Source organism: Caulobacter sp. FV2ps19, from assembly GCF_058681035.1.
Window position 1 is genome coordinate 3279377 of record NZ_CM178729.1, and the last position, 25685, is coordinate 3305061.

A 25685-nucleotide genomic window follows, 5' to 3' on the forward strand; every position below is an offset into this window, starting at 1 on the left:
TTATTTGCGCCGCACGTAGCCCGGCGTCTCGGGGGGAACCTCCTCGGCATAGCGCATGAAGGTGTCCTGCACGCCTTCGTCCGGCCCCTCGGTCGGCTCCTCGAGCAGGTCGGGACGGTCGCGCTCGACGCGCTTGAGCACGGCCTTGGGCACGTCCTCGGGACCGCCGGTGATCTTGTAGCTGTGCATCCGGCCCATCAGCACGCCGTGCACGCCGCTCTGGCCCATCTTCATCCACGGCCACCACGGCCCCTGGCGCATGAAGCCGGCATGAAAGCGGGCCGAGACGACAGACCGGTCGTCGATCTCATCGGCCGGCGTGAAGATGCTGAAGTGTTCGGACGGATTGATCACCGGTCCGGTCGAGGCTTTGGGCCAGCCTTCCGGCGTGACGGGGTTGCTGTATTCGTGGGCGTAGTCCCACGACAGCAGGTACTGGTCGCCGACCCGTTGCCAGGGCAGACGGAACGGCTGGGCCTTGGCCTCGCCCATGTCGTTGTTCTTGGTCTCGGCGTCGCCGACCTTGAACACCTTCTGCTCCAGGCCCAACGTGCCGCGGAAGCGGTCGTTCAGGAACGTGTAGACGTCGACCTTTTCGCCCGTATACGGATTTTCCCAGGCCTCCAGGATCTCGCCGGTGGCGAGGTCGGTGAAGTAGCTGCACTCCTTGCCCATCACCTTCACCGAGCCGTCGGGCTGGATGACGTTGCGGATGTTGCCGAAGCCGCAGAAGTTGAACAGCGGCTTAGCCCGCTGACTGCCGACGATGCCGTACTGCACGCCGTGATAGCCCGACAGCACGGCCTTGGGACCGATCGTGCCCCACATCTTGGCGAAGCCGTAGAGGTTCTCGCGCGGGTCCTCGAGGTTCAGCGGTCGGATGTTGCTGGAGGCCGCTGCAGTGGCGGCGGGCGCGGCGGCCGCGACGCCGGCTCCAAGGAACCCGCCCAGCGCCCCGCGCCGGGACACAGCCCTGTTCATCGCTTCAAAGATCATCGCGCCTCACCTCAGGTTCAAAAGTCTGAGGCAGAAGCATGCATGGATCGGCGTGGCCGGGCCGCGCGGCCCGGCCACTCTCCGCCCTGCGGACGTCAGGCCTTCGGGGGAACGGTCACGTCGAAGCTGGCCCAGTCCTTGGTGATGAACACCTCGTCGATTAGCGTGCGCTGGAAGCACAGCCCGTTGCGGAACCACTGCCAGGTCCGGGCGCGGTTGGTGCGGTCGTCGGAGTTCTGGATCATCTCGTAGAGATAGACGTCGGGCTCGCCCTTGCGCACCCAGTTCAGGCAAGTTGAGCGGCCGAAGTCGTCCGGCGACATCTGCGCCGCCCAGCCCTTGATCAGGTCGTTGTCCCACCAGACGCGGCCGTTCTCGTACCAGGCCGGGAAGTCGCGGATCTCGGTCTTGCCATCGTCCCAGAAGTAGTAGTTGGTCTGGTGATAGCGGACCTTGCCGTCCTCCTCGATGAGGCGGCACAGCAGACGCGAGCGGTGCTGGTCGGTCAGCTCGCCCGTCTTGGCGTCGTAATAGCGATACCAGCCTTCCCAGACGCCTTCGTTGCTGACGAGGATCGGCATGGTCTCGTGGATGTCGTCGGTCTTCGGCTTGCTGCTCATGTCAATCTCCGGCTTTCCTCGTTTCGAGCGGCGCGATCGGCCGGGGCGGCGCACTGCGAAGGCGCTCGCGACCTCGGCGACCGGCGGACGCGAGCCCATCTGAACTTTCGTCACCTGTGGCTAGTTCATCGCGGTGGCGAGCGATGACCCATGAGCGGAGGCTATCCACCTTGCGGATAGCCTCCGCTCATCCGAAGCGACTGCTGGACGCGATTTTCGACCGGCGGCATCGAAGCCTCCGGTCCCGACCTCAGGGATCAGATGCAGGAACTCCGGAAACATGTGTGGTCCCGGAATGAGGTGGTGCGGGTTGATCTTGAAGATTGACGGGTCTTTCGTCCAGGCGTCGCCACCGGCCTGGCCCATAGCTCGGGCCTGCGCCAGCTGACCGACCCGATGAGCGGCTTTTTCGCCATCCGTCGCGAGGCTTTCGAGGCGCGCGCGCCGCATCTGGCCGGGCGAGGCTTCAAGATCCTGCTGGAACTGATCGTCGCCCATCCGACCTTTCCGCCGGGGCGAATCCGTGAGCTGGGCTTCAAGTTCGGCCTGCGGACGAAGGGTCAGAGCAAGTTCTCGATTTCGGTCGCCTGGGACTGTCTGGCCACCCTGGTGCAGGGCGGTTCGGGTGGATTGATCGGTCGCCGATTCTTCACCTTCGGCTGCGTCGGCGCCTTCGGTTTCGGCGTTCATCTGGCGATCCTGGGCCTAGGCTACAGGGTCCTGGGCGCGTCGTTCGCCGCCGCCCAGATCTTCGCCCTCTGCGGCGCGATTCTGTCGAACTACGCGCTGAACAACATCCTGACCTACGGCGACCGGTCCAATCGCGGCTGGCGCTGGATGTCGGGCCTGGTGTCCTTCGCCCTGATCTGCGGGTCCAGCGCCTGGGCCAATTTCGAGGTCGCGCAGCTATCATTCCGGCATGGCGCGCCCTGGCCGGCCGCCGCCTTCCTGGGCGCGGCCACCGGCGCGCTCTGGAACTACCTGGCCACCGCACGGATCACCTGGCGGGCCTGAACCTCTCGGTTTCGAAACAAAAGTCCCGACATCGCGCGCGGGACCGAGCGTGTTGATGCTGTCGTCAATGGGGGAATCCATTGACCGCATTCTCGGGCTCGAACTCGGCGCCGACGACTATGTCGTCAAGCCGGTGGCGCCTCGCGAACTTCTGGCGAGGGTTCGGGCGCTTCTGCGGCGGCGGGGCGACGGTGGCGAGGCCCCGGCCAGCCGGACAGCGGTCTATTCCTTCTCCGGGTTCCGCTTTGATCTGGTGCGTCCCAGCTTCGCTCCCCGGACGGAGACGATGATCATGCTGACGCCCGGCGAGCTTTCGCTGCTGGGCGCGCTGGTCGAGAACCCGCAGCGGGTGCTTTCACGGGAAGAACTGGCGCGCTTTTCGCGCGGCGAAACCCAAGTCTCGCTTGATCGCGCCATCCACATCCAGATCAGTCGGCTGCGCAAAAAGCTCAACGAGCAGAGCGGAACCGAGATCATCAAGACACACCGGGGTCTGGGCTATGTTCTGGACTCGAAAGTCACGAGGGTTTGAGCATGCAGCGACGGGCGCGGTGGCCGGCGGGCGGCGTTCCGCTGCGATTCCAGATCGTCGCCCTGCTTCTGGCCGGGCTGGTGGTCGCCCAGCTGGCGATCCTGGGTCTGACCGTCCTGCTGCCGCCCAAGCCCGCGCCGAAGTACCGGATGGTGGACGTGGCCTTGGCTCTGAAGGGCGGCGCGCTGAAAAGCGACAATCCTCGTCCCCTGGAGCGCGTGGTCCGCGACGAGCCGCCAAGCCTGGAAAGCCCCAACTGGGTCATTTCAGAAGAGTCCCGCGCGGACCTTTCGCGGATGCTCGGCGTATCACAGGCTCATGTGCGAATTCTGTTCTACGCCCCGCCGGCCCTCACCGGCGGCAGCGCGGCGACAAGGCTTTCGACGGCCACATCAGCCGAAACCGTCGATCCCGCCGCCTATGCGGCGCCGGTCGACGCCGCGCCACGCCTGATCCGCACCTCGCTAAGCGCCGAGCAAGGTCCAGCAGGCGGCGGTCCGCCAGGTGGGGGCCAACCTCCCGGCGGCGGTTTTCCCGGAGGCTTCCCAAGCGACGGCTTCCCGGGGGACCCGGGTCGCGGCGGCGATTTTCCATCCCTCCCCGAGCGCGCGCCACAAGATCACAAGCCGCATGACGATCGGCCAGCCGCGCGCCGGAGCGAGCGATCGTCTCAGCCCGCATCGACGGTCGCGGCGGCCGCCCCGGCCTCCGCGCCAGGCGACGCGCCAGGCGCCCCCCAGCCCGCGCCGAGCACGAATCCCTTGGCGACAAGCTCGCCGGCTGGCGCGCCGTCGTCCGGCGGCCCAGGCGCCGAGGCCAGCGAAGGGCGACGCGAACCCGCCGTGATGCAACCCATTCCTGACGTCCCACCGCCGCGCACCCGTCTCGACCGCACGCCTGTCGTCGCGCAGGAGGCGCCAGAGCCGAGCGCCGTGGCGCTGGACGTCCCGATTCAGCCCAGCGCGGCCGCCTCCGCCGTCACTGAACCGCTGACGGCCACAGTGGCGCAGCCCTCCATCGGATCAGAGGCTCGCCCGAGCGGCTTCGTGATCGGCGCGGCCGACCAGGGCGGCTATGTCCTGCCGTCGGAGAGCGCGCCGGCCAAGGGCCTCTTTGGCCTCGCGCCGACGCCCTTCGTTCAGGGCGACTTCGTGGCCGCCTTCCAGGCTTCGCCAGGGCGCTGGGTGACTGTCCGGCCTACGCCCGAGCGCTTTCCAACCACCTAGCAACGTCGGATCGCGCTTTGGTTCCTGCTTTCATCCTTGGTGATCGCGCCCTTGGGCCTGATCTTCGCACGGGGGCTGGCCGAGCCGTTGGTCCGGTTCGCTGACGCCGCCGAGCGCTTGGGCCGTGATCCGTCTGGCCAACAGGCGCCGCTGAACGGTCCCGCCGAGATCGGCCGCGCCGCCCGCGCCTTCAACCTGATGCAGAGCCGGCTCAAACGCTATATCGACGACCGAACGGCCATGGTCGGGGCCATCAGCCACGACCTGCGCCCCCCCCGGCGCGGATGCGGTTCAGGCTTGAGCGTATCCCCGTCGAGGCGCGGGCCGGCATGTCCAACGATATCACCCAGATGGACCAGATGATCGGCGCGGTCCTCGCCTTCATCCGCGACGCCAGCGAGCCTTCGGTGCGCGAGCGGGTCGAGCTGCGCTCCATACTCGAATGTGTTGTCGACAACGCCACGATCATGGGCGGGGATGTGACCCTGGACCCCGGTGACCGCGTGCCGGTCGATGTCGACAGCCTCAGCGTCGAGCGGGTGCTGACCAATCTGATCGACAACGCCCTCAAATACGGCGACCGCGCCCACGTCCGCGTCTTCGAGGAGGGCGGCGAGGTCATCGCCGAGGTGCAGGACGACGGTCCCGGCCTCCCTGATGAGGAAATGGAGAAGGTCTTCCTGCCGTTCTACCGGTCGGACCATTCGCGGAACCTGAACAAGAGCGGGATAGGTCTGGGTCTGGCGGTCTCGCGCTCGATCGCCCGCGCGCACGGCGGCGACGTCAGTCTCAGCCGCGGCGAACAAGGGCTCAAGGCCCAACTGCGCCTGCCCCGCGCACCGTTGGCGGCCTAGAGCCAATCGACATTCATCGCATCCAGTTCATGGCGGCGGCGAGGTGGACGAAGCCGAGAAAGTGAACGGCTCTGCGATCATACTACGTGGCGAAGCGCCGGAAGTGTTTGAGCATTGAGAAGCAGGGCTCGATGCAGTTTCTGGCGCGATAGGCCTCAGTGTCGTGGTCGATAAGCACCTTTCGGGTTCGATTGAATGGGATGACACCGTCGCGAGCAAGGTCGCGGGCGCACCGTCAATCGCACGAAATTTGACCTGCCCCTCGATCGTTGCCGATCCCTGGAGAGCAAAAACACTTTCAATTTCAATGGTTTAAATCAAATTCACAATGATCCCCGAAAGCCCCCGGATCACTCCCACTCGATCATCAATTGAACGGCAAGGCGTTGAATTTTCTGGTATTAAAATGCAACTAAGATGTATTGATGCCAAGCAATACGTAAAATTACTAAACTAACGACTTAATTGAACTTCATATTTATTAAAAGTTTTCACTCATAGTCATTAATGAGGAACGATCAAACATCTATACTGTATATCACAGTGCACCTTTTCACGCTCGAGGCACCCAAAATACGCTTGCGCACGCTGGAACACTCCATTTTGACCTGCGGCACCCCTGGAAATGATGTTTCCAGCGTTCCATCGACGGGAGGCTGAGCTAGCTAGCGCCTTTGAAACTGAGCGTCCGAGCGACTCTAACAGCCCAACAATGCCCATCAGGCGGGGAAAACGGCTGGCGAAAGTGACTCCTCAGTATGTCCGCTCGCTCGATGTCGAGCGGATCCAACGGAGCGCCCGGGGGCTCGGTAGTTTTCAAGTGGGACCGGCTGACCGTGCGCTCATCGCTCGTCGACAGCATGACCTGAGGGAGCGTTGCCAAAGGCCAGGTGGGGTGTTGCCCCCCGGCCTTCGGACGATCACCGTGGCTTGGGTAGCGTCGCCAGTTCGGTATCGATTTGGTTCAGCTTCGCTTCCGTGAGCTGCTGCGGCAGATAGGATTGAAGCGCCGCGAGCGTCAGGCCCCGCGCCATATTGATCTGGGGGCCGCTAACCACGTCCAGGATGTGGCGATCCAGCACCGCACGGGCCGCGGGATCATCAAGCAGCGCGCCAAGCGGTGTCGTCAGGCTATTGTAGCGCCCCGACGCCCGCGCCGCCGCCAGTCGAGCCACGCCCTTGTCGATCTCCTCGCCCCATGGGTCCTTCTGCGGCACGGCGGCGCCTTGCGCCGAAAAATCCATCAGCGCATCGGTCGCCGGATCATATTTGGGCCACGCAGGCAAACCAGCGCCATTGGGATCGCCTGTCTTGGCGAAGTTGACGACATAGGCGCTGATTGTCTTGCCGACGGCGTCATCCTTGGGCGCGGTCTGGGCGCCGTATTTGATAGTGGCGTTGTCAAAGAAGAAAGGAACGTCGGTCGCGTGCTGCGCGCCGGGCTGACCGACGGATTCAGCGACATAGGAGAAGCGGTAGTGCCAGACCGGCACGCCTTGCTTTGCGATCCTGGCCGCGGCGCTGCGTGCGCCAGCGATCATGAAGCCGCTCTTGCCTCCCATGTCGGCGCTGGTGGCGCCGATCACCATCGGCACATGCGCGAACTGTCCCGAGGCATAGGCCTGGCCTTGATCGACGATGATCTTTCCATCGCGAACCGGCCCGGTGAAGGTTTTTGGCCCCGGCTTGGGCTGGAACAGTTGGATCATGCTGAGGTCGTCGGTGACCTGCTCGGCGCTGAGCGCGCGCAACTCTTCCATGGCCTTGGGGTCGTCGGGCGACACACCATTGGCCTTGGCGAAATTGGACATGATCTGCTCGGCGTCGGCGAGCGAGGGGTTCTCGGTGGTCTCGGCGTTGCCGCCGGAGAGCACCATCGCCTTCTGGAAGAGTCCGCGCGCGAGCGGCGTCGTGACCAGCGTATGCACGGACATGCCGCCCGCGCTTTCGCCGATAATGGTCACGTTAGAGGGATCACCACCGAAGGCGGCGATGTTTTGCTGAACCCACTTCAGCGCAGCGATCTGGTCGAGAATGCCGTAGTTTCCAAGCAGCCCGTGGTCGGGGTCCTGCTTGGTCAACTGAGGCAGTGCGAAATAGCCGAAGCGCCCGAGGCGATAGTTGAAGCTGACGAACAGCACGCCCTGCTTGGCGAGATTGGCGCCCGAATAGGTGGGCGGCGAGGCGCCGCCGTTGACGAAGCCGCCGCCATAGATCCAGACGACGACCGGCAACTTCGCCTTAGCCTCCGTGGGCTTCCAGACGTTCGCATACAGGCAGTCTTCGGCGGGGGTCGTACCGAGCGGCGCCGCATCGCCACCGAACGGCTTCTGCATGCAGTCGGCGCTATACGTGGTGGCCGGACGAACATCCGTCCAAGGCGCCGGCGGCTGCGGCGCGCGCCAGCGCAGCGCGCCAACGGGAGGAGCGGCGAACGGTATGCCTTTCCAGCTGACAACGCCCTCCTCTAGCGTTCCGCTGATCTTTCCTTGCTCGACACTGACCACGGCCGAGGGAGCCTGGGCCAGGGCGGAAATCGGCGCACAGGTCAACGCCGCCACCATCAGGGTCTTGAAGGCCAGAGACTTCATTTTGTCTTCCTCGTTCATAAGAACCGTCGAACGCCTTTCCTTCAGGCTGAGAGGCGGCGCCATCAGGCGAAAGCGGACGGGTCCCAAGCATCGAAGCGCACAGCCTCAGGCTGCCCTACCCCATTCGTCGCCCGACGCAACAACAGCACTAGCCTGGCCCCGCATCCGAAACCACTCCCAACACACTACGCCCCTCATCAGATAGCGTAAAGGACTATGCCCCAGAAATACAATAACTCAATTGCCTCATAACTTTCCAATATGGATTAAAGATCCGATATATTCAGTTTTCCGATAGACCTATAAAGAATTTATATTTGTTGAGAGCTTCCCGGTTCGTCACGATCAATGCGCGCAGACGACTAGTGACAGACTAGAGGCTGGGTCAGGCTTAGGGGGCGAGCAATGCGTGGTATCTGGCGGGACAGTGCGCCATGCGCCGGACTAGCCGACGCACCGCCGAAAGGCTCGGAGACGCAGTCGTCTTTCCCTGGCGCCCTGACCGCGAAATCTTAGCCAAGCAGCAGCCGCCGCGCGCGCAACGAAAGCACGCCGCGAAAGATCGCTCCCAACGCAAGGAGCCGGTCGAGCTTCAGCGCCCCCAAGTCGCATATTGAGGAGAGAAACCATGAGTCGTCGCACCACTCTGAGGATCGCGCTCGCCGCGAATCTGACGGCGCTAACGGTCGCCGCCGGGCTGGGCGCCGCCGCGGCGGCTGAAGAGGCCCGTCCCTGGATGAAAGCGACACTCACGCCCGAACAGCGCGTCGCGGTGCTGCTGCCGCAAATGACCCAGGACGAGAAGCTGACGCTGGTGTTCGGCCAGTTCGCGACGGATTTCCCTTTCCGCAATAACCACAAGGCGCCGGCCGACGCGCGCGCGGGCTCGGCCGGATATGTCCCAGGCGTCCCCCGGCTGGGGATCCCGGCGCAATGGCAAACGGACGCGGGGATCGGCGTCGCCACCCAAGGCGGGGCCGCCCGTAAGCGCGAGCGCACCGCCCTGCCCTCCAATCTCGCGATCGCGGCCAGCTGGGATCCTGATCTCGGCTTCCGGGGCGGCGCGATGATCGGCGCGGAGGCGCGCGCCTCCGGCTTCAACGTCATGCTGGCGGGCGGCGTGAACCTGGCCCGCGAACCGCGCAATGGTCGCAACTTCGAATATGGCGGAGAGGATCCTCTCCTATCGGGCGCCATCGTCGGTGCGCAGATCGCCGGAGTGCAGTCGAACCACCTGATCTCAACGGTCAAGCATTTCGCGCTGAACGATCAGGAGACCGATCGTAACGCCGGCAACTCGGTGATCGACCCCGTCGCGGCGCGTCAGTCCGATCTCCTGGCCTTCGAACTGGCGATCGAACATGGCGATCCAGGTTCGGTGATGTGCGCCTATAATCGCGTCAACGGGCCCTTCTCCTGCGAGAGTTCATGGCTGCTGCGCGATGTGCTGCGCCAGGACTGGGGCTTCAAGGGCTATGTAATGTCCGACTGGGGCGCGGTCCATTCCACCGTCCCGGCCATCTCCGCGGGCCTCGATCAGGAGTCGGGCTTCCCGTTCGACGAAAAACCCTATCTGGGCGAAGAGCTGAAGAAGGCGCTAGCTGACGGAACCGTCACGACCGCGCAGCTCGACACGATGGTGTCCCGGATCCTCTACGCGATGTTCCGCCACGGGCTGTTCGATCACCCCATCACCAGCGCGCCGATGGACCTGCCCGAGGACACCCTCGCCAAGCACGCCGTCATCAGTCGGACGGCGGCGGAAGAGAGCATCGTGCTCCTGAAAAATCAGGGCGGGTTGCTGCCACTGGCGCCCGGCGCCAAGCATATCGTGGTGATCGGCGGCCATGCGGACAAGGGCGTGATCGCTGGCGGCGGATCGTCACTCGTTTATCCGCGCGGGGGCAACGCGGTCCCTGACGCCGAGCCCAAGTTCTGGCCCGGCCCGCAGATGTTCTATCCGTCCGCTCCCCTCGCGGCGCTGCGCCTAAGGCTGCCGTCGGCGCAGATCGAATTCGTCGACGGTCGTGACGCAGCGGCGGCGGCTGAGAAGGCGAAGTCCGCCGACGTCGCTATCGTCTTCGCCACACAATGGGCTGGCGAGGCCTTCGACGTCTCGCTGTCGCTGAAGGACGGCCAGGATGCCTTGATCGACGCAGTCGCCACGGCCAATCCGCGCACCGTCGTGGTGCTTGAGACGGGCGGCGCGGTTCTGACACCTTGGTCAGGGAAGATCGCGGCGCTCCTGGAGGCCTGGTTCCCCGGCACTCAAGGCGGGGAAGCGATCGCCAACGTCCTGACCGGCAAGGTGAACCCATCGGGCCGCCTGCCGATCACCTTCCCGTCCGCCCTCGTCCAGCTTCCCCATCCTGAAGACCCTGCGAAAGGCGACGTGCGCTACACCGAGGGCGCGGCCGTCGGTTACAAATGGTACGAGCTGAAGAAAGCCCAGCCCGCGTTCGCCTTCGGCCATGGCTTGTCCTACTCGGACTTCGGCTATTCCAAGCTGACGGTCAAAGCAGGGGCGGACGGCATCGTCGCGCGTTTCGACGTGAAGAACCGTAGCCGGGTCAAGGGCAAGGCCGTTGCTCAGGTCTACGTGGCCGGCGCGGGTTGGGAAGCGCCGCGCCGCCTGGCCGGCTTCCGCAAGATCGAGGTTGCGCCGGGTAAATCCCAGTCCGTATCCGTGAAGATCGATCCGCGCCTGCTCGCGACGTTCGACGACAAAGGACGTTGCTGGCGAATGTCGCCCGGAAGCTATCAATTCGAGCTCGGAGGATCTTCCTCCGACACGCAAGCCACGACGAAGGTGACGATCTCACCCAGCCAGACCCACAGTCTGAAGGAACTTTGCGGGGGCGGTGCTTAGGACCTGCCCAGAGTAGCCGATCCTGATACCCGGTTGCTCTGCCCCCCCCCTTGCCAGCACCTCGCTCAAGCTCTGGGCGTGGTGCTGGCAAGGGGCGGCGGCTGATCACGGCATAGAGCGACCGTAATTATATCCGGCAGAACAGACGATGCAGCGCCCGACAGCGCAATGCTGACTAGACGGCTGTCGAACCTTCCAGTTCAATCGTCCCGTACCGGCCCAAAAAGACGCCGGACGGGGGAAACAAGATGGACCATCGCGATACGCGATTGCTTAATGGCCTACGGATCACGTTCAGTCAGGTCCGGGGCTTTGTCACGGTCGCTTCGACCAACAGCTTCACGCGGGCCGCCGAGGTCCTCAATCTCTCCCAGCCAGCGCTGACGGGTCGCATCCAACAGTTGGAGGAGAGCCTGGAACTGCGCCTGTTCGACCGCAACACCCGCTCAGTCGAACTGACCGACGCAGGGCGAGAGTTGCTGCCGGTCTTCATGCAACTGGTCAACGATCTCGAGGGCGCGGTCATCAACGCTCGGGACCAGGCTGTGCGAACCGGTGGGACGGTCCGATTGGCCTGCCTGCCATCCTGCGCCGCAACGGTTCTGCCCGGGCTCATCCGCGCCTTCAGAGCCGATCGCCCCGATACCACGTTCGTTGTCGAAGACGCCCTGGATACGCAGGTCCGGGCGCGCGTGCGGGAAGGCGAGGTCGATTTCGGGATCTGCGCGCGCGGCGATAACGACCCTGACCTCGATTTCGAGGATCTCTTCCAGGACAATCTTCAGGTGGTGTTCCGGCCCGGCCATCCCCTTGCCAAGGTTGACCAGATCACCGTGCATGAGCTCACGAGTCATCCTTTGATCCTGACCAACCGCGCCAGCAGCGTGAGGATGGTAGTCGAACGTGCTTTCGCCGCTAACGGACTCGGTGTCACGCCAGCATGCGAAACGAGTTACATGTCCACCGCCGTCGCGCTTGTGCGAGCGGGTCTAGGCGTGGCGATCCTGCCGTCTACGGCGCTAGAGGCGAGAGACGCTGAGGTCTGCGCGAGAGTGATCGACGATCCAGGTTTCGCCCGCACGCTGGTTCTCGCCCGGCGTCGCGGCGTGCCGATGCGCCGGATCGCGGTCGCTTTCGTCGACAGCATCCGCCAGGCGCATCTGGGGAGATCGCCGTTTCCGATCGCCTCATAAGAAGTCTCGAATGGCGGCTGCCGGGAAGGCGCGGTCGAATGGCCCCTCGTGTTTCGGGGGCGCTGTGACTCATCCAAGTTCATGGATTTCCGCGGCCGCGCTCGTGCTCGCCGCCGGAATTTTGACGCCTGTCGATGCGAGCGCCGCGACCCGGTGCGAGACGCTTGCAAAGGCCTTTACCGGCGGGGACAGCGTCGCCACCGCACGCGAGATAGACGGCGCCTGTCGGCTCCAGGCCGTCACACGGCCCCGGCCAGGCTCGGAGATCGGCATTTCCGTCTGGCTGCCGGCCGATCGCTGGAATGGACGCCTCTTGGTGCTTGGCAACGGCGGTTACAGCTCGGCCCTGCCGGAACCGGCCATGAACGCCTATCTCAAGCGCGGTTATGTCGTGGCCGCGACCGACACTGGGCACAAGGGCGACGATCCCGACTTCGCGGCCCAGCGTCCAACATCGATTGACGATTGGGCCCGCCGCTCGGTGCACGAAACCGCCGTGCGCGCCAAGCGGGTGTCGTCGACGTTCTATGGCCGCCCAGTCTCCTTCGCCTATTTCCAGGGCTGCTCGACCGGCGGCCACCAGGCCTTCATGGAGGCTCAACGCTACCCTGGAGATTTCGACGGCATCGTCGCGGGCGCGCCCGGCTTCAATCGAACGCGTCTGAACGCCGGCTTCCTCTGGCAATTTCTCCAGAACCACGAGGCCGATGATCCGGCCCGCCCGATCATCCCCGCCAGCAAGCTGGCCCTCATCACCAAGGCGGCGCTGACGCAATGCGGCAAGGCCAACGGCGCCGAAGGCGGGGGCTTGCCGCAAGATCCTTATCTGAACGCGCCGCAAGCCTGCGCCTTCGATCCCTCGCCCCTTCGTTGCGTCGGTGAGGAGACAGACAGCTGCTTGACCGACAAGCAACTGGATCGCCTGCGCCGCATGTCCGCGGGGGCTCGCAACGCCGACACGGGAGAGCGGATCTATTTCGGCTGGCCGCCGGGCAGCGAAAGCCCCGCCGGCGCGTATGGCGGATGGAGCCTCTACTGGGCCAATCCCGTAAAGCCGGACGAGCCGGCACGGGCCAGTTTCTGGCGGATTTGGGCGGGCCTGGGCGGCGGCTGGCGGCCTAGCCTTGTCGATTTCGCCAAGGACACCGACCGCGCCGACCGCAGGCTTGCCCGCCGTATCAACGCGATGAGTGTCAAGCTCGACGCGTTTCGCCGTCGCGGCGGCAAGATGATCCACTGGCATGGCGGAGCCGACCCGGTCGTGCCGGTGCAGGATTCGATCGTCTACCATGACCGACTGACCAGCCGCGAAGCGCGCGCGGGGCGTGACGCCAGCGCCTTCTATCGGTTCTTTATGGCCCCCGGCGTCGAACACTGCCAAGGCGGACGGGGCCCCGCCCCGCTAGACATTCAGGCGTCGATCGAAGCCTGGGTCGAGCGTGGTCAGCCCCCCGCCACGGTATTGGCCACCCAGGTCCAGGGCGGCTCGACGGGACACGGCTTCGCCCGCCCGCTCTGCCCCTACCCGCTCGTCGCTCGGTTCGATGGTCGCAACGCACCCGATGCGGCGTCGAGTTTTGCCTGCGCGCCACCGGCCGGCGGCACTAAGGTCGCGCCACCCGCTCGGAAGTATCTGCGCTAAGCGATGCCTGACGCATTTCACGGCCTGACGGCGGCCCGTTCGACCGGTCGAGCGGCGGTTCTGCCACACCTGTTCGCGCGACCAGATTGAAGCAATCCGACCGGAAAGCGCCTAGCGGAAAAGGCGCGGCGCGAAATCGGCCAGGTAACGGCGCCAGTTGATCCAAGTGTGGCCGCCGCTGCTCTCGTTGTAAACGTGGGCGATGCCGTACTTGTTCAAGGTGGCGCGGGTCGGGGCGACGGTCCCGTACAGGAAGTCATCCTTGCCCATGGCGTAGTAGACGAGCTTGAAGCTCTTGGCGCCGGCCTTGAGGGCGGCCTCGTTGCGGGTCGCGTAGTCGGCGGCCTGCTGCGGCGACTGCAGGCCCATGCTGAAAATGCCGATGTAGTGGAACAGCTCCGGGTGGGTCAGACCGTTCTGGATGGTGTGCGCTCCGCCCATCGACAGCCCCGCCATCGCCCGCGCGTCGGCCTTGGCGATCGTGCGGTAGTGGGCGTCGACGTACGGGATCAGGTCCTGGAGGAAGTCGTCGCGGAAGTCGGTGTTGGTCAGCATGTCCGCGCCGGGCCGGTCAGGCGTGTGGCCGGCGGGCATGACGATGATCATCGGCCGCGCCTTGCCCGCCGCGATCAGGTTGTCGAGAATGTACTGGGCGTGGCCGACCGAGGTCCAGCTGTCGTCGCTGTCGCCTGCGCCGTGGACCAGATAGAGCACCGGATAGCTGCCCTTGCCCTTCTCGTAGCCGGGCGGGGTGTAGACGTGAGCGCGGCGGCGAACGTTCAGCGCCCCTGACCAGTACTCGACCGTCGACACCACGCCGTGCGGCACGGCCTTGTTGAAGGTCTGAAACGCTCCGGCTGGCCCCGTGACCTCGAAGGTGCTGTTGACACCGGCGCGCTCTTCCGAGAACCGCGTGCCCTGAGGATCGGGCACGCGCGCGCCGTCCACATTGAAGTTGAAGCGATAGGTGTCGGCCGCGACGGGCTTGTCGGTCGTGACGGTCCACAGGCCGGTCGGGTCCTTGGTCATGGCCAGGCCGCGCGGCCCCCCGCCGAAACCCATCGGGATGACGTCGGCGTTGTCGGTGCTGGTCACCATGGCGACCTGGGCGTCCGGCGCACATAGGCGGAAAGTCACTCGGCCGTCGGGCCGTTGCTCCACCGATCTGTAGGCGGCCGGTCCGGCGAAGAAGCCGCGCGGCAAGCAGCTGGCGGCGTCACCCGGGGCTGAGGCCGGAGCCTGAGTCAGGGCCGGGACCGGCGCGAACAGCAGGGCGGCGGCCGCCGTGCCGATCAGATGGAGCTTGGTCATCGTACTCGGCCTCCCGCCGAAGCTTGAAGTGTGATCGCAGTCTGGTTCTCGGCCCGCGCCGCCCACCTGGACAGGCGCGGCCAAGGAGCGCGCCATTCTACTAGGGCTTGATCACCCCGGCCTTCACCTTGGCCGAGGCCTTGGCGTCCAGGGCCGTGGCCGAGGCGCCGACTGCGACGTCGTAAGTCCCGGCGTCGACGCGCCACTTGCGAGCCTTGACGTCGAAGTCGGCCAGCAGGCGGCGATCGGCGATGACGGTCACGCGCCTAGTCTCGCCCGGCGCGAGCTCGACCCGCGACCAGCCCAGGAGACGCTGCTCCGGCGCACCCGAGCGGGCGGTCAGATAGACCTGCGGCACATCCGCCCCCACCTTGGCGCCGGTGTTGGTCACGTCAAAGCTGGCGGTGATGGTGTCGCCGCCGGTGACCTTAAGGCCGCTGTACTTGAAGCTAGTGTAGGACAAGCCATACCCGAAGGCGAACAGCGGCTTGAAGCCCTTGCGCGCGTACCAGCGATAGCCGATGTCCGAGCCTTGGGGATGGGGTGCGTCGAAGCCCTTGCTCTTCTCGGCGACAACCTCTGGCGGGTCGCCGAAACTAGGACCGACATAGCCAAAGCCGGCGATCTGGCGGTTAGGCAGTTGGTCCTCGGAGGCCGGGAAGGTGATCGGCAGGCGACCCGACGGATTGACGTCGCCGAACAGCACGTCGGCGATCGCCTCGCCGCCCTTGGCGCCTGAGTACCAAGCCTCAACCACCGCGCCGACCTGGTCAAGCCATGGCATCAGGACCGGATTTCCCGTCTCGAGAACCACGATGGTGTTCGGATTGGCGGCGGCCACGGCGGCGACCAGTTGATCTTGCCCCTGGGGCAGGGACATGTCGCCTCCGTCGATGCTCTCCATGTTCCATTGGGTGACGAACACCACAGCGACCTCGGCGTCCTTGGCCAGGGCGGCGGCCTCCGACGGATAACGCCCGTCGGTGAACCGCACCTTGGCGCCCGGGGCCTTGTCCTTGATCGCCTTGAGGGGCGAGGACGGGTGATAGACTTGGTTGGCCCACGCCACCATCGGCCCCTCGCCGCCCACCGGAATGGACGCGGCATGGCCAGCCCCGGTGGTGACTTGGGAGGACCCACCGCCCGACAGCACGCCCTTGTCGGCATAGCCGCCGACCACCACGATCGACTTGGCCGTCTTCAGCAGCGGCAGCAGTGATTTGTCGTTCTTCAGCAGGACGATGCCTTGCTGGGCCACCGCCTTGGAAGCGGCCGCGCCGGCGTCGTAGTCGATCGCCTGGCCCTTGCGCGAGGGCGTGTCGAACACGCCGACCGCGAACATCGAGCGCAGGATGCGGCGGGACATGTCGTTGACTCGAGCCTGCGGGACCTCACCCTTGGCGACGGCCTCCTTCAGCGGCTTGTCGAACCAGACCTGAGGGTCAAGCTGCGCGCCCGACTGCTGGTCCAGGCCGTTAATGGCGGCTCTGACGCTCGGGACCGCGCCCCAGTCGGACATCACCCAGCCCGGCCAGGCCCAATCGCCCTTCAGCACCTTGTTCAGCAGGAAGTCGTTGTCGCAGGCGTAGTGGCCGTTGATCTTGTTGTAGGCGCACATCACCGAGCCGGGCTGGCCCCTCTCGATCGCAAACTGGAAGGCCAGCAGTTCGCCCTGCCGGAAACCCTGCTCGTCGATCGTGGCGTTGACGATGTTGCGGCCGGTCTCCTGGTCGTTGAGGGCGAAATGTTTGACCGTGGAGATGACCTTCTGGTCCTGCGTGCCCCGCACGGCCTCACCGGCCAGGACGCCGGCCAGCAGCGGATCCTCGGCCAGGTATTCGAAGTTGCGGCCGTTGCGCGGCTCGGCGGTCAGGTTCATGCCCCCACCCAGCAGGACGTTGAAGCCCTTCTTGGCCGCCTCCTCGCCGACGACCGCCCCGCCCTTGTAGGCCAGGGCCGGGTTCCAGGTCGCGCCAAGCGCCAGGCCCGACGGCAAGGCCGTTGCGATGTCGCCCTTGCGCACGTTCATCGGGTTGGTCACCCCCAGGCTGGCGTCGGTCTCGAACAGCGCCGGCACGCCCAGGCGCGGGATGCCGGCGATGTAGCCGGCCCCGGGGATGGCCTCTTCGGGGATCTTGGCGTTGGGGCCGAACGGGATCGGCATGATCCCGTGCAGCAGGCCGTAGCGTTCGTCGTCGGTCAGCGCCTGATCCAGCAGCTCGGCGCGGTCGTCGGCCGAGAGCTTGGTGTTCATCCACGGCCGATCGGTCGACGCTTGAGCACAGGCCGAGCCGGCCATCGCCGCCCCCGCGCCGAGCGCCACGCAGATAGTGGACGACGCCAAAAGCTTTCTCATAATACTCATCCCCAAAGGGGCCGCCCACCAGGCGACCCCGTCTCTAAGGTGTTGATGCGTAGCTCGTCAGGAGCCGACTAGAAGGCCTTGTTGATCTGCAGGGTCCACTGTCGGCCCAGTACGTTGTGGACGCTCCCATCGAACGCCGAGCCTGTGGTCAAGACGAGAGGCGGGTCCTTGTCGGCGAGGTTCTGGACGTTCAGCGACACGCGCAGCCCGCGGGACCAGGCCGACGTGCGATCTTCCGGCACCGAATAGGTCAAGCCGGCGTCGAAGGTGGTCCAGCTGGGCACCTTCGACTTGCCCACCGTCACGCCGCCGATGGTGAGCGGGATGGTGTTGGTGTAATCGCCCACATAGTTCATGAAGAGGTTCGCCGCCCACGCCCCTTGGTTCCATCCGATATTGGCGCGGCCACGCAGACTGACGGGGTAATAAAGCTCGTCGAGGCGGTTTGCCTCGGCGACCGAGGGCGAGGCCTTCACCTTGTTGTTGAGGATTTTGGTGACCGACCCGCCAACGGTCCAGCGGCCCACCTCGGTGTCGAACCCGTAGTTCAGGGAGAAGTCGAGGCCATCCTGCAGGGTCGAAGCCAGGTTCGTCTTGCGGGAGTCCAGGATGACGTTGACCTGGCAGTAGGTGCCAGTGACCGGCACGATGTAGTCGGCGATCCGGCCGGCAAGATAGTCGCGCAGCTTCGGATCATAGGTCGCCGGGTCTCCCGCCACACATGTCGTGGGGTTATTGATCGGCGTGATGAATTTCGCGAACGCAGCGCGGTTGGCGGCGCTGGCCAAGTATAGGTCTCGATTGGGGCTGGTGATCTGATTTTGATAGTCGATGCGATAGTAAGTGCCGGACACCCTCAGGCCGGCGATCGAGGGCGGGGTGAGGTCGAAGCCGATCGACAAGGTGTCTGCGGTCTCCGGCTCGAGCGTGGAGTTGTTGCCGAGGATGACCAGCGCGCTGGTATAGCCCGGGAACAGGGTGCCGATGGCCGGATCGCCTGAGTTGTTGATCGTCGGCAGACCCACGATCTCGGCGGAAAAGACCGTCGGGCTCTTGTCCGTGAGGGTGGGCGCCCGGAATGAGGAACCCGCCGAGGCGCGGAACGCCAAGGTGTCGTTGACCTCCCAGGTCACGCCGATCTTCGGATTGGTCGTCGAGCCGACGTCCGAATAGTCGTCGTAGCGAGCCGCGACGTCGATCGCCAGACTCTGAACGAAGGGCATGGCGTTATCCGGCCCGACGATCGGCACGTAGATTTCGGCAAACACCGACTTCACCTTGCGATGCTCGTCGGACTTGTTGTCGATGGCGAAGACGTTGCTTACGCCGCGGTTGGCGCCGTTGCTCAGTGTCTGATGCTGGTCGGAATACTCACCGCCGAACGCCGCGCGGACCATGCCGCCCGGCAGGCGGAACAGCGGGCCGTTAAACTTGAGCACCGCGTCGTTCATCACGTTGCGGCTGTACTGAACGTTCGATCCGGTGAAACTGGCGATTTGGGCCGAACTCAACGGCGTAGCGCTGAAGGGATCCAGCGTGCCGGCGTTCACCTGGGCCGCGTAGGCGTCCAGGTTGACGTTTGAATTCAGGTTGCAGATGCCACACGTGCGGTCCGCGCCGTTGGTGAAGTAGAGCTCGCTCTTCCAACTGGCCGGCAGGCTGGCGGAGAGGCCCACCGTCTGGGTGAACGCCTTATCCGGGTTCACCGTCTCGGTTACGCCGATGTAGCGGTTGAAGTTGATCGAGTAGGTCTCGGCTCCGCTCGGACAGTTGGCGGTCGCTGTGCCCGGCGTGCCAGGCACACCCGACACGTAGTACGGCGTGCCGGGACAGACACTGATGTTCGTGCCCGTGTTGGGCTGGTACTGAAGCGTCGAGGTCTTCCGGTGGGTGTAGAAGCCCTCGTAGTAGGCCGACAGCCACGGCGTCAGCTCCTGATTGACGAAGAGCGCCAACTGGCGCCGGCGAACATCCGGCAGATAATCGGTGTAGCGCGCTGAATCGACGAGGTTCGTCCCGGTCAGCTGAGCGGCGGTAAGGCCGGCGCCCCCACCGGTCGGAAAGCCGTAATAGGTGTAAGCGCCGTTCTGATTGACGACCAGATTGCCGACGCCGCCCGAGGACACCGTGCCGTTCAGCGCCCGATTGTCCTGCCCCCCGAAACGCCGCAGATCTTGCATCAGCAAAGCGCTTTCGGAGCGCTTGCCGCGCGTGCGATGCATCACATCGCCCGTCAGGATGAAGTTGCCGTGGCCAAGGCTGTTTTGCCACTGCCGGCCAATGGTGAACGATCCTCCAAGCTCTTCCGAGAAGCGATGCTTGGTGAAGCGCGTCGAGGCCTCCTGGCCGTCGAAGTTCTTGCGAAGCACATAGTTGATGACGCCGCTCACCGCGTCGGCGCCGTAGATCGCCGAGGCGCCATCGGTGATCACATCGACGCGCTCGATGGCGGCGATCGGCACTTGGATGGCTTCGGTGAAGGCGTCGGAGGCTCCGCTCGGCGCCACACGGCGGCCGTCAACGAGCGTCAGCGTCGCGCCATAACCCACGCCGCGAATATTCACCGCCGTGCCCTGCGTGGCGTTGCCCCCGTAGCCGGTCGTGCCGCCTTCGACATAGTTCTGGCCCGAACCTCCGGCCAGCGGCGTGCTCTGGATCTGCGGTAGCGTACGCAGGACCTTCTGAATGTCGGTAAAGCCAGTGGCCTGAATGTCCTCGGCCGTCATCGTGATCGTTTGGCTGCCGACCGCCTTGACGCCGGCAATGTTAGTACCGGTCGCCACGACCACGACTTCCTCGACCGTCGCGTCATTGTCATCAGCAGGTTTCGGCGCCGCTGGCGCGGCCTGCTGGGCGAGCGCCGTGGTGGCCAGCATCAACGCCAGGCACGAGGCCCCGCTGAACAGACCAAACGTCTTGCGAATATCGGACCCGCGCATGGGTATTCCCTCCCCTATTTTTTTTTTGCTCTTCAAGGCCCCCCATCAGCCTCCGCGCCGCAGAAGCGGCGAGAAGGGACGGGGTCTGGGCTCGGACGCTAGGTCTGGGCCAAGGCCATCGAACCGACCAAGGAGATCGGCGTCGGGGCGCCTCTGCCCTCAAGCTGTCGGAAGAGTTTGCGTGGGGCTAAACGTTTTCTCCGATGAACTCATAAGCTTCCTCGAAGAATTGCGAGCACGGGCGGGCACGCGCAAAAAGGCCCCTCGATCCAAGGATCGAGGGGCGCAGCAGGATGAGCCCAAATGACAGGCGCTACCTTGCTATCGGGATGGCGAGCCCTGTTGAAATGGCAAATTCCGATCCATTGATCAGGCGGGCTGATCAATCGTCTCCGGCGTTCAGTCGGGCAGGATGACGATGCCTTGCTGCACCACGATATGGTCTCTGGGGCCGACCACCGATGCGATGGGCGGTATATTGTCCAGACTCAGAGGCGCGGCCGCGCCAGGCGCCCCGCCCCGTGGCGTGGTGCGGACGATCTGGCTGGGCGGTAGAGCCGCCGAGGTCGTCAGGTTCAGCCAAAGCCGGTCCAGAGCCCGGAGCAGGTAGTAGCCGAGCGGTACGAACCGGGTGTCGAAGCCCGGACCCGCAAAACCGAAATGCTCGGCATGCTCCACCTCGACATATCGCAATCGACTCTCGCCGCCTTCCCGCAAGCTGTTGGTCGCCAGATAGGGACGCGAGCTGAAGCTTGGCGGCACCCGATTGTCGGCGCGGCCGTGCACGATGATCGCCGGCTTGCCATGCAGGTCGCCCTCGGCGCGAAACTCGGCGATACCGGCCTGGACGCGTTTGGCCTTGGCCGACCGCCCTACCGCCAGTTCGCGGATGCAGAGCGCGCCGTCGAGATTGTAGTCGGTTCGACCGGTGCTTTTCGAGCGCGACAGATCGTTGCGACGCGGACCACCGGGATCGTCGTCGTTGATCAGATCGATACTTCCGGTCGGCGCGCCGCCTGCGGCCTTGGCGAAGATTTCCGCGAATTCGGCGGGGGGAACAGCGCGCGGCCTGCCTTCCGCGTCGACCGATGCATAGCTATAGCCGCATATCCGGTCCTCGACGCCAAACCGGCCATGATCGCTGGCGTATTTGACCGCGGTCGCGTCCGGCCCAACGAGATATCCGGCGGCGTTCAGCACCTCGGTTTCCGGGTCGAAGCCGTAGGCCAGCAGCTTGTCCTGCGCTTCGCGGGCCTGGCCCTCCAGCGTTGTCGCCGACAAAAGCGCTCGCTGCGCCAGCGACGCGCAGCGATCGGCGGCGTGTGTCAGCCGCTCGACCCAGGGGGCGTCGGGCAGGGCCAGGGCCGCGCAGGGTTGGTAGAGATTGGCGAAGCTGAAATAGTCCAGCAAGGTTCGCGCGCCGTTTGCCCGCAGCGCCCCTCCCCGCACAACCCGGACACGAGCGTCACCGATCACCTGCACCTGGGGCTCTCCGGCGACTACGCCGTCGATCAGACCTTCGCGATCCTTTTCGGCCGCATAGAGGGCGGCTCCGCCACCGTTTGAATTGCCCGCGACGATCACCAAGGTATTGGTGCGGGTCCACCCGCCGCCGTCGCGCGCGTTAAGTTGCCAGAAGGCGTAGCGTATCGCCCGCAGGACATCCTCACCCCACTGGCTTTCGGGATTCTGCCGCGAATGGGCGGCCTTGAAGGCGATGCGATGCGGATATCGCGCGAGGAACTCCGCCCTCCCCTTCGCCGACAACGGCGCAGTGAAATGCGATCGCTCGCCGGCGGCCGCCGAGCTTGCAGGCGCACCATCGAACTGGATGACGGTGTCGCTCTGGAGATCGTGCGCGCCGGTGCCGTGGCCCTTGTCGGTGTAGACCACCGCGCACCCACGCTGCAGCCCCCAGAAGCCAAGGGTCGAAATGTCGTGATAGAGGCCGAGCGAGCCCGACTGCGGCGTCGCCAGGATGCATCGTTGCTCACGGGAGAGATGAGCAGGAATCTGCAGGAGGACCGCGCTCCTTGCCCCGGAGGGGCCCTTCGTGAACGCTCTATATTCCTCGCCCGCGACACGCCCGTCGTTCGGGTACGGCTTCGTGGTCGTCGCGTCGACCGTGGGCCCAAACAGCCGTCCCCACCCTGACGCCTGGTCGAGCCTTACGCTCATCGTCGCGCGCCGGAGCTCGGCGAAGGTAGGGTGCAAGGGATCGGCATAGGGCCGGGGTTGGCCGGCGAGCCCCACCAGGTCGTCCTGCACGCCGTCATAGTGACGGTGGTCGAGCACGACGAAGTCGCTCGCCGCTGCGGTGGCGGCCAGCGTGAAGCCCGCTGTCAGCCCTAGGACAGCCGCAAGCCAGCGCCTAAGCCGCATCGCCGATTTCCGTCGCGGTGAGGTCCAGCTCGAGAAGCAGGCCGCTGAGGCACTTGCCATGGGCGTCCAGGGCCAGTGACCGCGTCACCCCGCCCCCCAGCGCACCGTTGAGCACGAAATTGAGCGCCAGCAGGTTTGGCAGGTCGAAGCGCCTGACCTCGCCACGAACGATGCCCCGCAGGTGGCTCTTGACGCGCTCAGGCGTCAGGACCGCGCGGACTTGCTCATAACCGGCCTGATCGTAGGCGATGACGGAGATGTTTGAAACGTCGCCCTTGTCGCCGCTGCGGGCATGGGCCAAGTCGCGCAACTTCATGCTACGGCCTCGAAGATCACGCTTGGCTCGACCAGGTCCCGTTCGATCAAGGTCGAGACGACCCCGATCACGGGACTGACCGAACGCGTCGCCCCTCCACCGCCCGCTGGTCCGTTGGTGTAAAGCGCTTCGACCTCGCGCCCGACGCGGTCCGCGTCATCGCGGGTCTGTGTTCTGGCGACGACGCGGGCGCGCACTTCCATCGGCGCAAAGGCCGAGACCAGGGTCTCGGGCGCGACGGCGTCGACACCGATGAGCTCAAAACGCGTCTCGTCCGGCGTCAGGCCGATCAATCGAAACCGCTCGGCGATGATGTCCAACGCAAGACGACCCCGCGCGACCGCGGTCGAGCCGGCATAGGAAATCGCACCTTCCCCGATGAAGCCCTCCTTTCGGCCCAGCGACACCTTCAGGCGATCCGGGCGCGCCGTCCCGCCCCCGCCCACGACCGCGACGCGATCGGGGCCAATCTGACGGAACGTGACCGTGGAAAAGTCTGCGATGACGTCAGGCGTCAGATAACGGGCGGGATCGTGGAGTTCGTAGAGTAGTTGTTCGGTGCAGGTCGCCACATCGACCCGCCCGCCCGAGCCGTCGACCTTGGTGATCACCGCGGCACCGTCCTCGGCCACCTCCGCCAGTGGAAAGCCCAGCCGCGCCAGTTCAGGCACGGTCTTGACGCCAGGATCGGCGAAATAGCCCCCTGTTACCTGGCCGGCGCACTCGAGCAGATGGCCCACGACCGTCCCACGGCCAAGCCGCTCCCAGTCGTCCATCGCCCATCCGAACTCGTGGACCAGCGGCGCCAGGAACAACGAAGGGTCGGCCACCCGGCCGGTGACGACCACGTCGGCGCCGCGCGCCAGGGCGCCGACAATGGGTCCGCAGCCAAGATAAGCATTGGCGGAGATCAGGCTGTCGCCAAGGCCGGCCACGTCGCCCTCGGTCTCCAGCAAGGCGCGGTCCGAACCCTTGAGAACTTCGAGCACATCGTCGCCGACCACCGCCGCGACCTTGACGCTATTTAAACCCAGCTCCGAGGCCAGTTCGGCGATCCTGCGCGCCGCCGCCCGAGGATTGGCCGCCCCCATGTTGGAGATGATCTTCACCCGCTTCTCGACGCATAGCGGCAGCACGGCGCGGATACGCGCCTCCAGCAGAGGATCATAGCCGCCCGTCGGATCGGTTAGCCGCGCGCGTTGGGCCAAGGCGATCGTGCGTTCCGCTAGACACTCGAAAATCAAGTAGTCCAGCCGTCCTTCACGAACGAGCTCGATTGCGGGCTCGATACGGTCGCCGGAAAAGCCGGCGCCCGCGCCGAGACGGATGACGGGAGAGGTCCGGGAAGACATCACAGCGGGAAAAGCCCTAGCAGGAGACAGGCCAGCGCCATCACCAGCGATGCCCCGTAGAGGAACGGGAAGGTGAACTTCTGGTGGGCGGACAGCTCCACGCCCGCCAGCCCCGCCACCAGGAACGTGGCTGGCGTGAGCGGGCTGACCGGAAAGCCCGTCGTCATCTGGCCGATGAGCGCGGCCTGGGCGACCTGGACCGGCGCCCCGCCAAGATGAGCATGCGCCTCGGCGATCACCGGCAGCACGCCGAAATAGAACGAGTCAGGATCGAAGATCATGCTGAGCGGCATCGCAACCATCGAAAGGGCGAACGGAATATGCCGCCCGCTGTCGGGATGAACGTTGGAGACCGCCGCGCTGGCCATGGCCTCGAGCATGCCCGATCCGGCCATGATCCCCGTGAATGCGCCCGCGGCCAGCAGGATCGAGGCCATGAGCAGCGCCGACTTGGCATGGGCGTCGATCCGGGCGCGCTGATCGGCGACCTTTGGAAAATTGATCACGAGCGCCACGGCGAAGCCGATCATGAACACGGCGGCTGGCCCCACCACCCCGCTGACGAGCACGCCCATGACGGCGAGCGTCAGCGCGAGGTTGAGAAAGAACATCGCGGGCCGAATGGGAGGGCGCTCGGGCGCGTCGTTGGCGATCTCGGCCAGAAAGGCCTCAGCGCCCCCGTCCTTGAGCTGCAGGCGCTTTTCCTCACGTTTGCCGAGCCACCAGCTCGCCGCGAACACAAACACCAAACCCACCGCCTGGACGGGGATCATGGGGCGGAAGATGTCCAGAACCGGAATGTGAAGCGCCGACGAAGCCCGTACCATCGGACCTGTCCAGGGCAGGAAATTGACGCCCGCCGCGAGCGAAGCGACACACGCCAGGACGCGGCGATCCATCCCGAGCTTGTCGTAGAGCGGGCGCATCGCGGGGATCGCCACCAGAAAGCAGACGGCGCCCGAGCCGTCGAGGTGGATCAGCAGCGCCAGCAATGCGGTGCCGACCGTGATCCGGCTGGGCCGCATGCCGACCGCCTTCAGGATCCTGGCCACGATGGGATCAAGCAAACCCGCATCGGTCATGACGCCGAAAAACAGGATGGCGAACACGAACATCGCGGCGATCGGCGCGATCTTGCCCAGGCCTGTCAGCATCAGCTGCGGTATCGCGGGTCCAAATCCCGCGGCCAGGGCCGCGACGACCGGGATCAGGATCAGCGCCACGACGGGTGACGCTCGATTGGAGAGGATCGCGACGGTCAGCGCTATAATCGTCGCAACGCCGATGAGGGCGAGCATGGAGGTGTGTTCTTCCCAAACGCTGCGGTCAGCTTGTCCGGGAGTTATCGTACCCGACGCGCAAGCCCTGCAAACCGGAAGAACTGATCAACTCATAGCGATTGCCGATCAATAGGGTCGGCCTTCCCGCTAGCCTGCGCCAAGGCACCGGAGCTCCAGCAATGAGACCCCTGGGGGCCACGAGG

At 65.3% G+C, this 25685-nt stretch carries 18 protein-coding genes; 8 read left to right on the forward strand and 10 right to left on the reverse strand.

The window, feature by feature from the left end:
* Window positions 1-996: a DUF1838 family protein gene (locus ACW18B_RS15470; RefSeq protein ID WP_492047915.1), complete on the reverse strand. Its 996-nt coding sequence runs from the start codon at window positions 994-996 to the stop codon at window positions 1-3.
* A gap of 95 nt (window positions 997-1091) precedes the next feature.
* On the reverse strand, window positions 1092-1616 hold the full coding sequence (locus ACW18B_RS15475; protein WP_492047916.1) for a hypothetical protein: 525 nt from the start codon (window positions 1614-1616) through the stop codon (window positions 1092-1094).
* 396 nt (window positions 1617-2012) lie between these two features.
* Here ACW18B_RS15475 and ACW18B_RS15480 point away from each other — a divergent pair, with 396 nt between their 5' ends.
* The 5 genes from ACW18B_RS15480 (at window position 2013) to ACW18B_RS15500 (ending at window position 5242) form a co-directional block, all read left to right on the forward strand.
* Window positions 2013-2630, forward strand: a complete 618-nt coding sequence (locus ACW18B_RS15480; RefSeq protein ID WP_492047917.1) for a GtrA family protein — start codon at window positions 2013-2015, stop codon at window positions 2628-2630.
* 67 nt (window positions 2631-2697) lie between these two features.
* The gene (locus tag ACW18B_RS15485; protein ID WP_492047918.1) at window positions 2698-3162 is read left to right on the forward strand and encodes a winged helix-turn-helix domain-containing protein; all 465 of its coding nucleotides are present in this window, start codon (window positions 2698-2700) and stop codon (window positions 3160-3162) included.
* A gap of 2 nt (window positions 3163-3164) precedes the next feature.
* On the forward strand, window positions 3165-4388 hold the full coding sequence (locus tag ACW18B_RS15490; protein ID WP_492047919.1) for a hypothetical protein: 1224 nt from the start codon (window positions 3165-3167) through the stop codon (window positions 4386-4388).
* A 39-nt stretch (window positions 4389-4427) separates the two neighbouring features.
* A complete protein-coding gene (locus ACW18B_RS15495; RefSeq protein WP_492051743.1) occupies window positions 4428-4751 on the forward strand; it encodes a HAMP domain-containing protein in 324 nt (107 codons plus the stop codon).
* Entirely contained in the window at window positions 4718-5242 is a 525-nt protein-coding gene (locus ACW18B_RS15500) for a sensor histidine kinase (RefSeq protein ID WP_492047920.1), read from the forward strand. The genes ACW18B_RS15495 and ACW18B_RS15500 overlap by 34 nt, the downstream gene beginning before the upstream one ends.
* A gap of 920 nt (window positions 5243-6162) precedes the next feature.
* Here the strand turns inward: ACW18B_RS15500 and ACW18B_RS15505 are convergent.
* Complete coding sequence (locus tag ACW18B_RS15505; RefSeq protein ID WP_492047921.1) at window positions 6163-7833, reverse strand: carboxylesterase/lipase family protein; 1671 nt, start codon at window positions 7831-7833, stop codon at window positions 6163-6165.
* Between the two features lie 628 nt (window positions 7834-8461).
* On the opposite strand from ACW18B_RS15505, the gene ACW18B_RS15510 reads away from it, so the two are divergent.
* From ACW18B_RS15510 to ACW18B_RS15520, 3 genes are all read left to right on the forward strand, one after another.
* Entirely contained in the window at window positions 8462-10702 is a 2241-nt protein-coding gene (locus ACW18B_RS15510; protein ID WP_492047922.1) for a glycoside hydrolase family 3 C-terminal domain-containing protein, read from the forward strand.
* Between the two features lie 248 nt (window positions 10703-10950).
* The gene (locus tag ACW18B_RS15515) at window positions 10951-11895 is read left to right on the forward strand and encodes a LysR family transcriptional regulator (protein WP_492047924.1); all 945 of its coding nucleotides are present in this window, start codon (window positions 10951-10953) and stop codon (window positions 11893-11895) included.
* A gap of 10 nt (window positions 11896-11905) precedes the next feature.
* Window positions 11906-13537 carry a DUF6351 family protein gene (locus ACW18B_RS15520; RefSeq protein ID WP_492047925.1) on the forward strand — a complete coding sequence of 544 codons (1632 nt, stop codon included), beginning with the start codon at window positions 11906-11908 and terminating at the stop codon, window positions 13535-13537.
* A gap of 111 nt (window positions 13538-13648) precedes the next feature.
* Here ACW18B_RS15520 and ACW18B_RS15525 read toward each other — a convergent pair whose 3' ends face one another.
* The 7 genes from ACW18B_RS15525 to ACW18B_RS15555 all read right to left on the reverse strand — a co-directional run bounded on the left by ACW18B_RS15525 (window position 13649) and on the right by ACW18B_RS15555 (window position 25500).
* Window positions 13649-14848 carry an alpha/beta hydrolase gene (locus ACW18B_RS15525; RefSeq protein WP_492047926.1) on the reverse strand — a complete coding sequence of 400 codons (1200 nt, stop codon included), beginning with the start codon at window positions 14846-14848 and terminating at the stop codon, window positions 13649-13651.
* Between the two features lie 100 nt (window positions 14849-14948).
* Window positions 14949-17204, reverse strand: a complete 2256-nt coding sequence (locus ACW18B_RS15530) for a beta-glucosidase (protein WP_492047927.1) — start codon at window positions 17202-17204, stop codon at window positions 14949-14951.
* A gap of 77 nt (window positions 17205-17281) precedes the next feature.
* Window positions 17282-20152: a TonB-dependent receptor plug domain-containing protein gene (locus ACW18B_RS15535; RefSeq protein WP_492047928.1), complete on the reverse strand. Its 2871-nt coding sequence runs from the start codon at window positions 20150-20152 to the stop codon at window positions 17282-17284.
* A 399-nt stretch (window positions 20153-20551) separates the two neighbouring features.
* Window positions 20552-22534, reverse strand: a complete 1983-nt coding sequence (locus tag ACW18B_RS15540; protein ID WP_492047929.1) for a 3-hydroxybutyrate oligomer hydrolase family protein — start codon at window positions 22532-22534, stop codon at window positions 20552-20554.
* Window positions 22524-22850, reverse strand: coding sequence for an AtuA-related protein (locus tag ACW18B_RS15545; RefSeq protein WP_492047930.1), 327 nt, complete (start codon window positions 22848-22850; stop codon window positions 22524-22526). Before ACW18B_RS15545 ends, ACW18B_RS15540 begins: the two co-directional genes overlap by 11 nt.
* The gene (locus ACW18B_RS15550; protein ID WP_492047931.1) at window positions 22847-24202 is read right to left on the reverse strand and encodes an acyclic terpene utilization AtuA family protein; all 1356 of its coding nucleotides are present in this window, start codon (window positions 24200-24202) and stop codon (window positions 22847-22849) included. Before ACW18B_RS15550 ends, ACW18B_RS15545 begins: the two co-directional genes overlap by 4 nt.
* A complete protein-coding gene (locus ACW18B_RS15555) occupies window positions 24202-25500 on the reverse strand; it encodes a CitMHS family transporter (protein WP_492047932.1) in 1299 nt (432 codons plus the stop codon). Before ACW18B_RS15555 ends, ACW18B_RS15550 begins: the two co-directional genes overlap by 1 nt.
* Window positions 25501-25685: the final 185 nt, after the last annotated feature.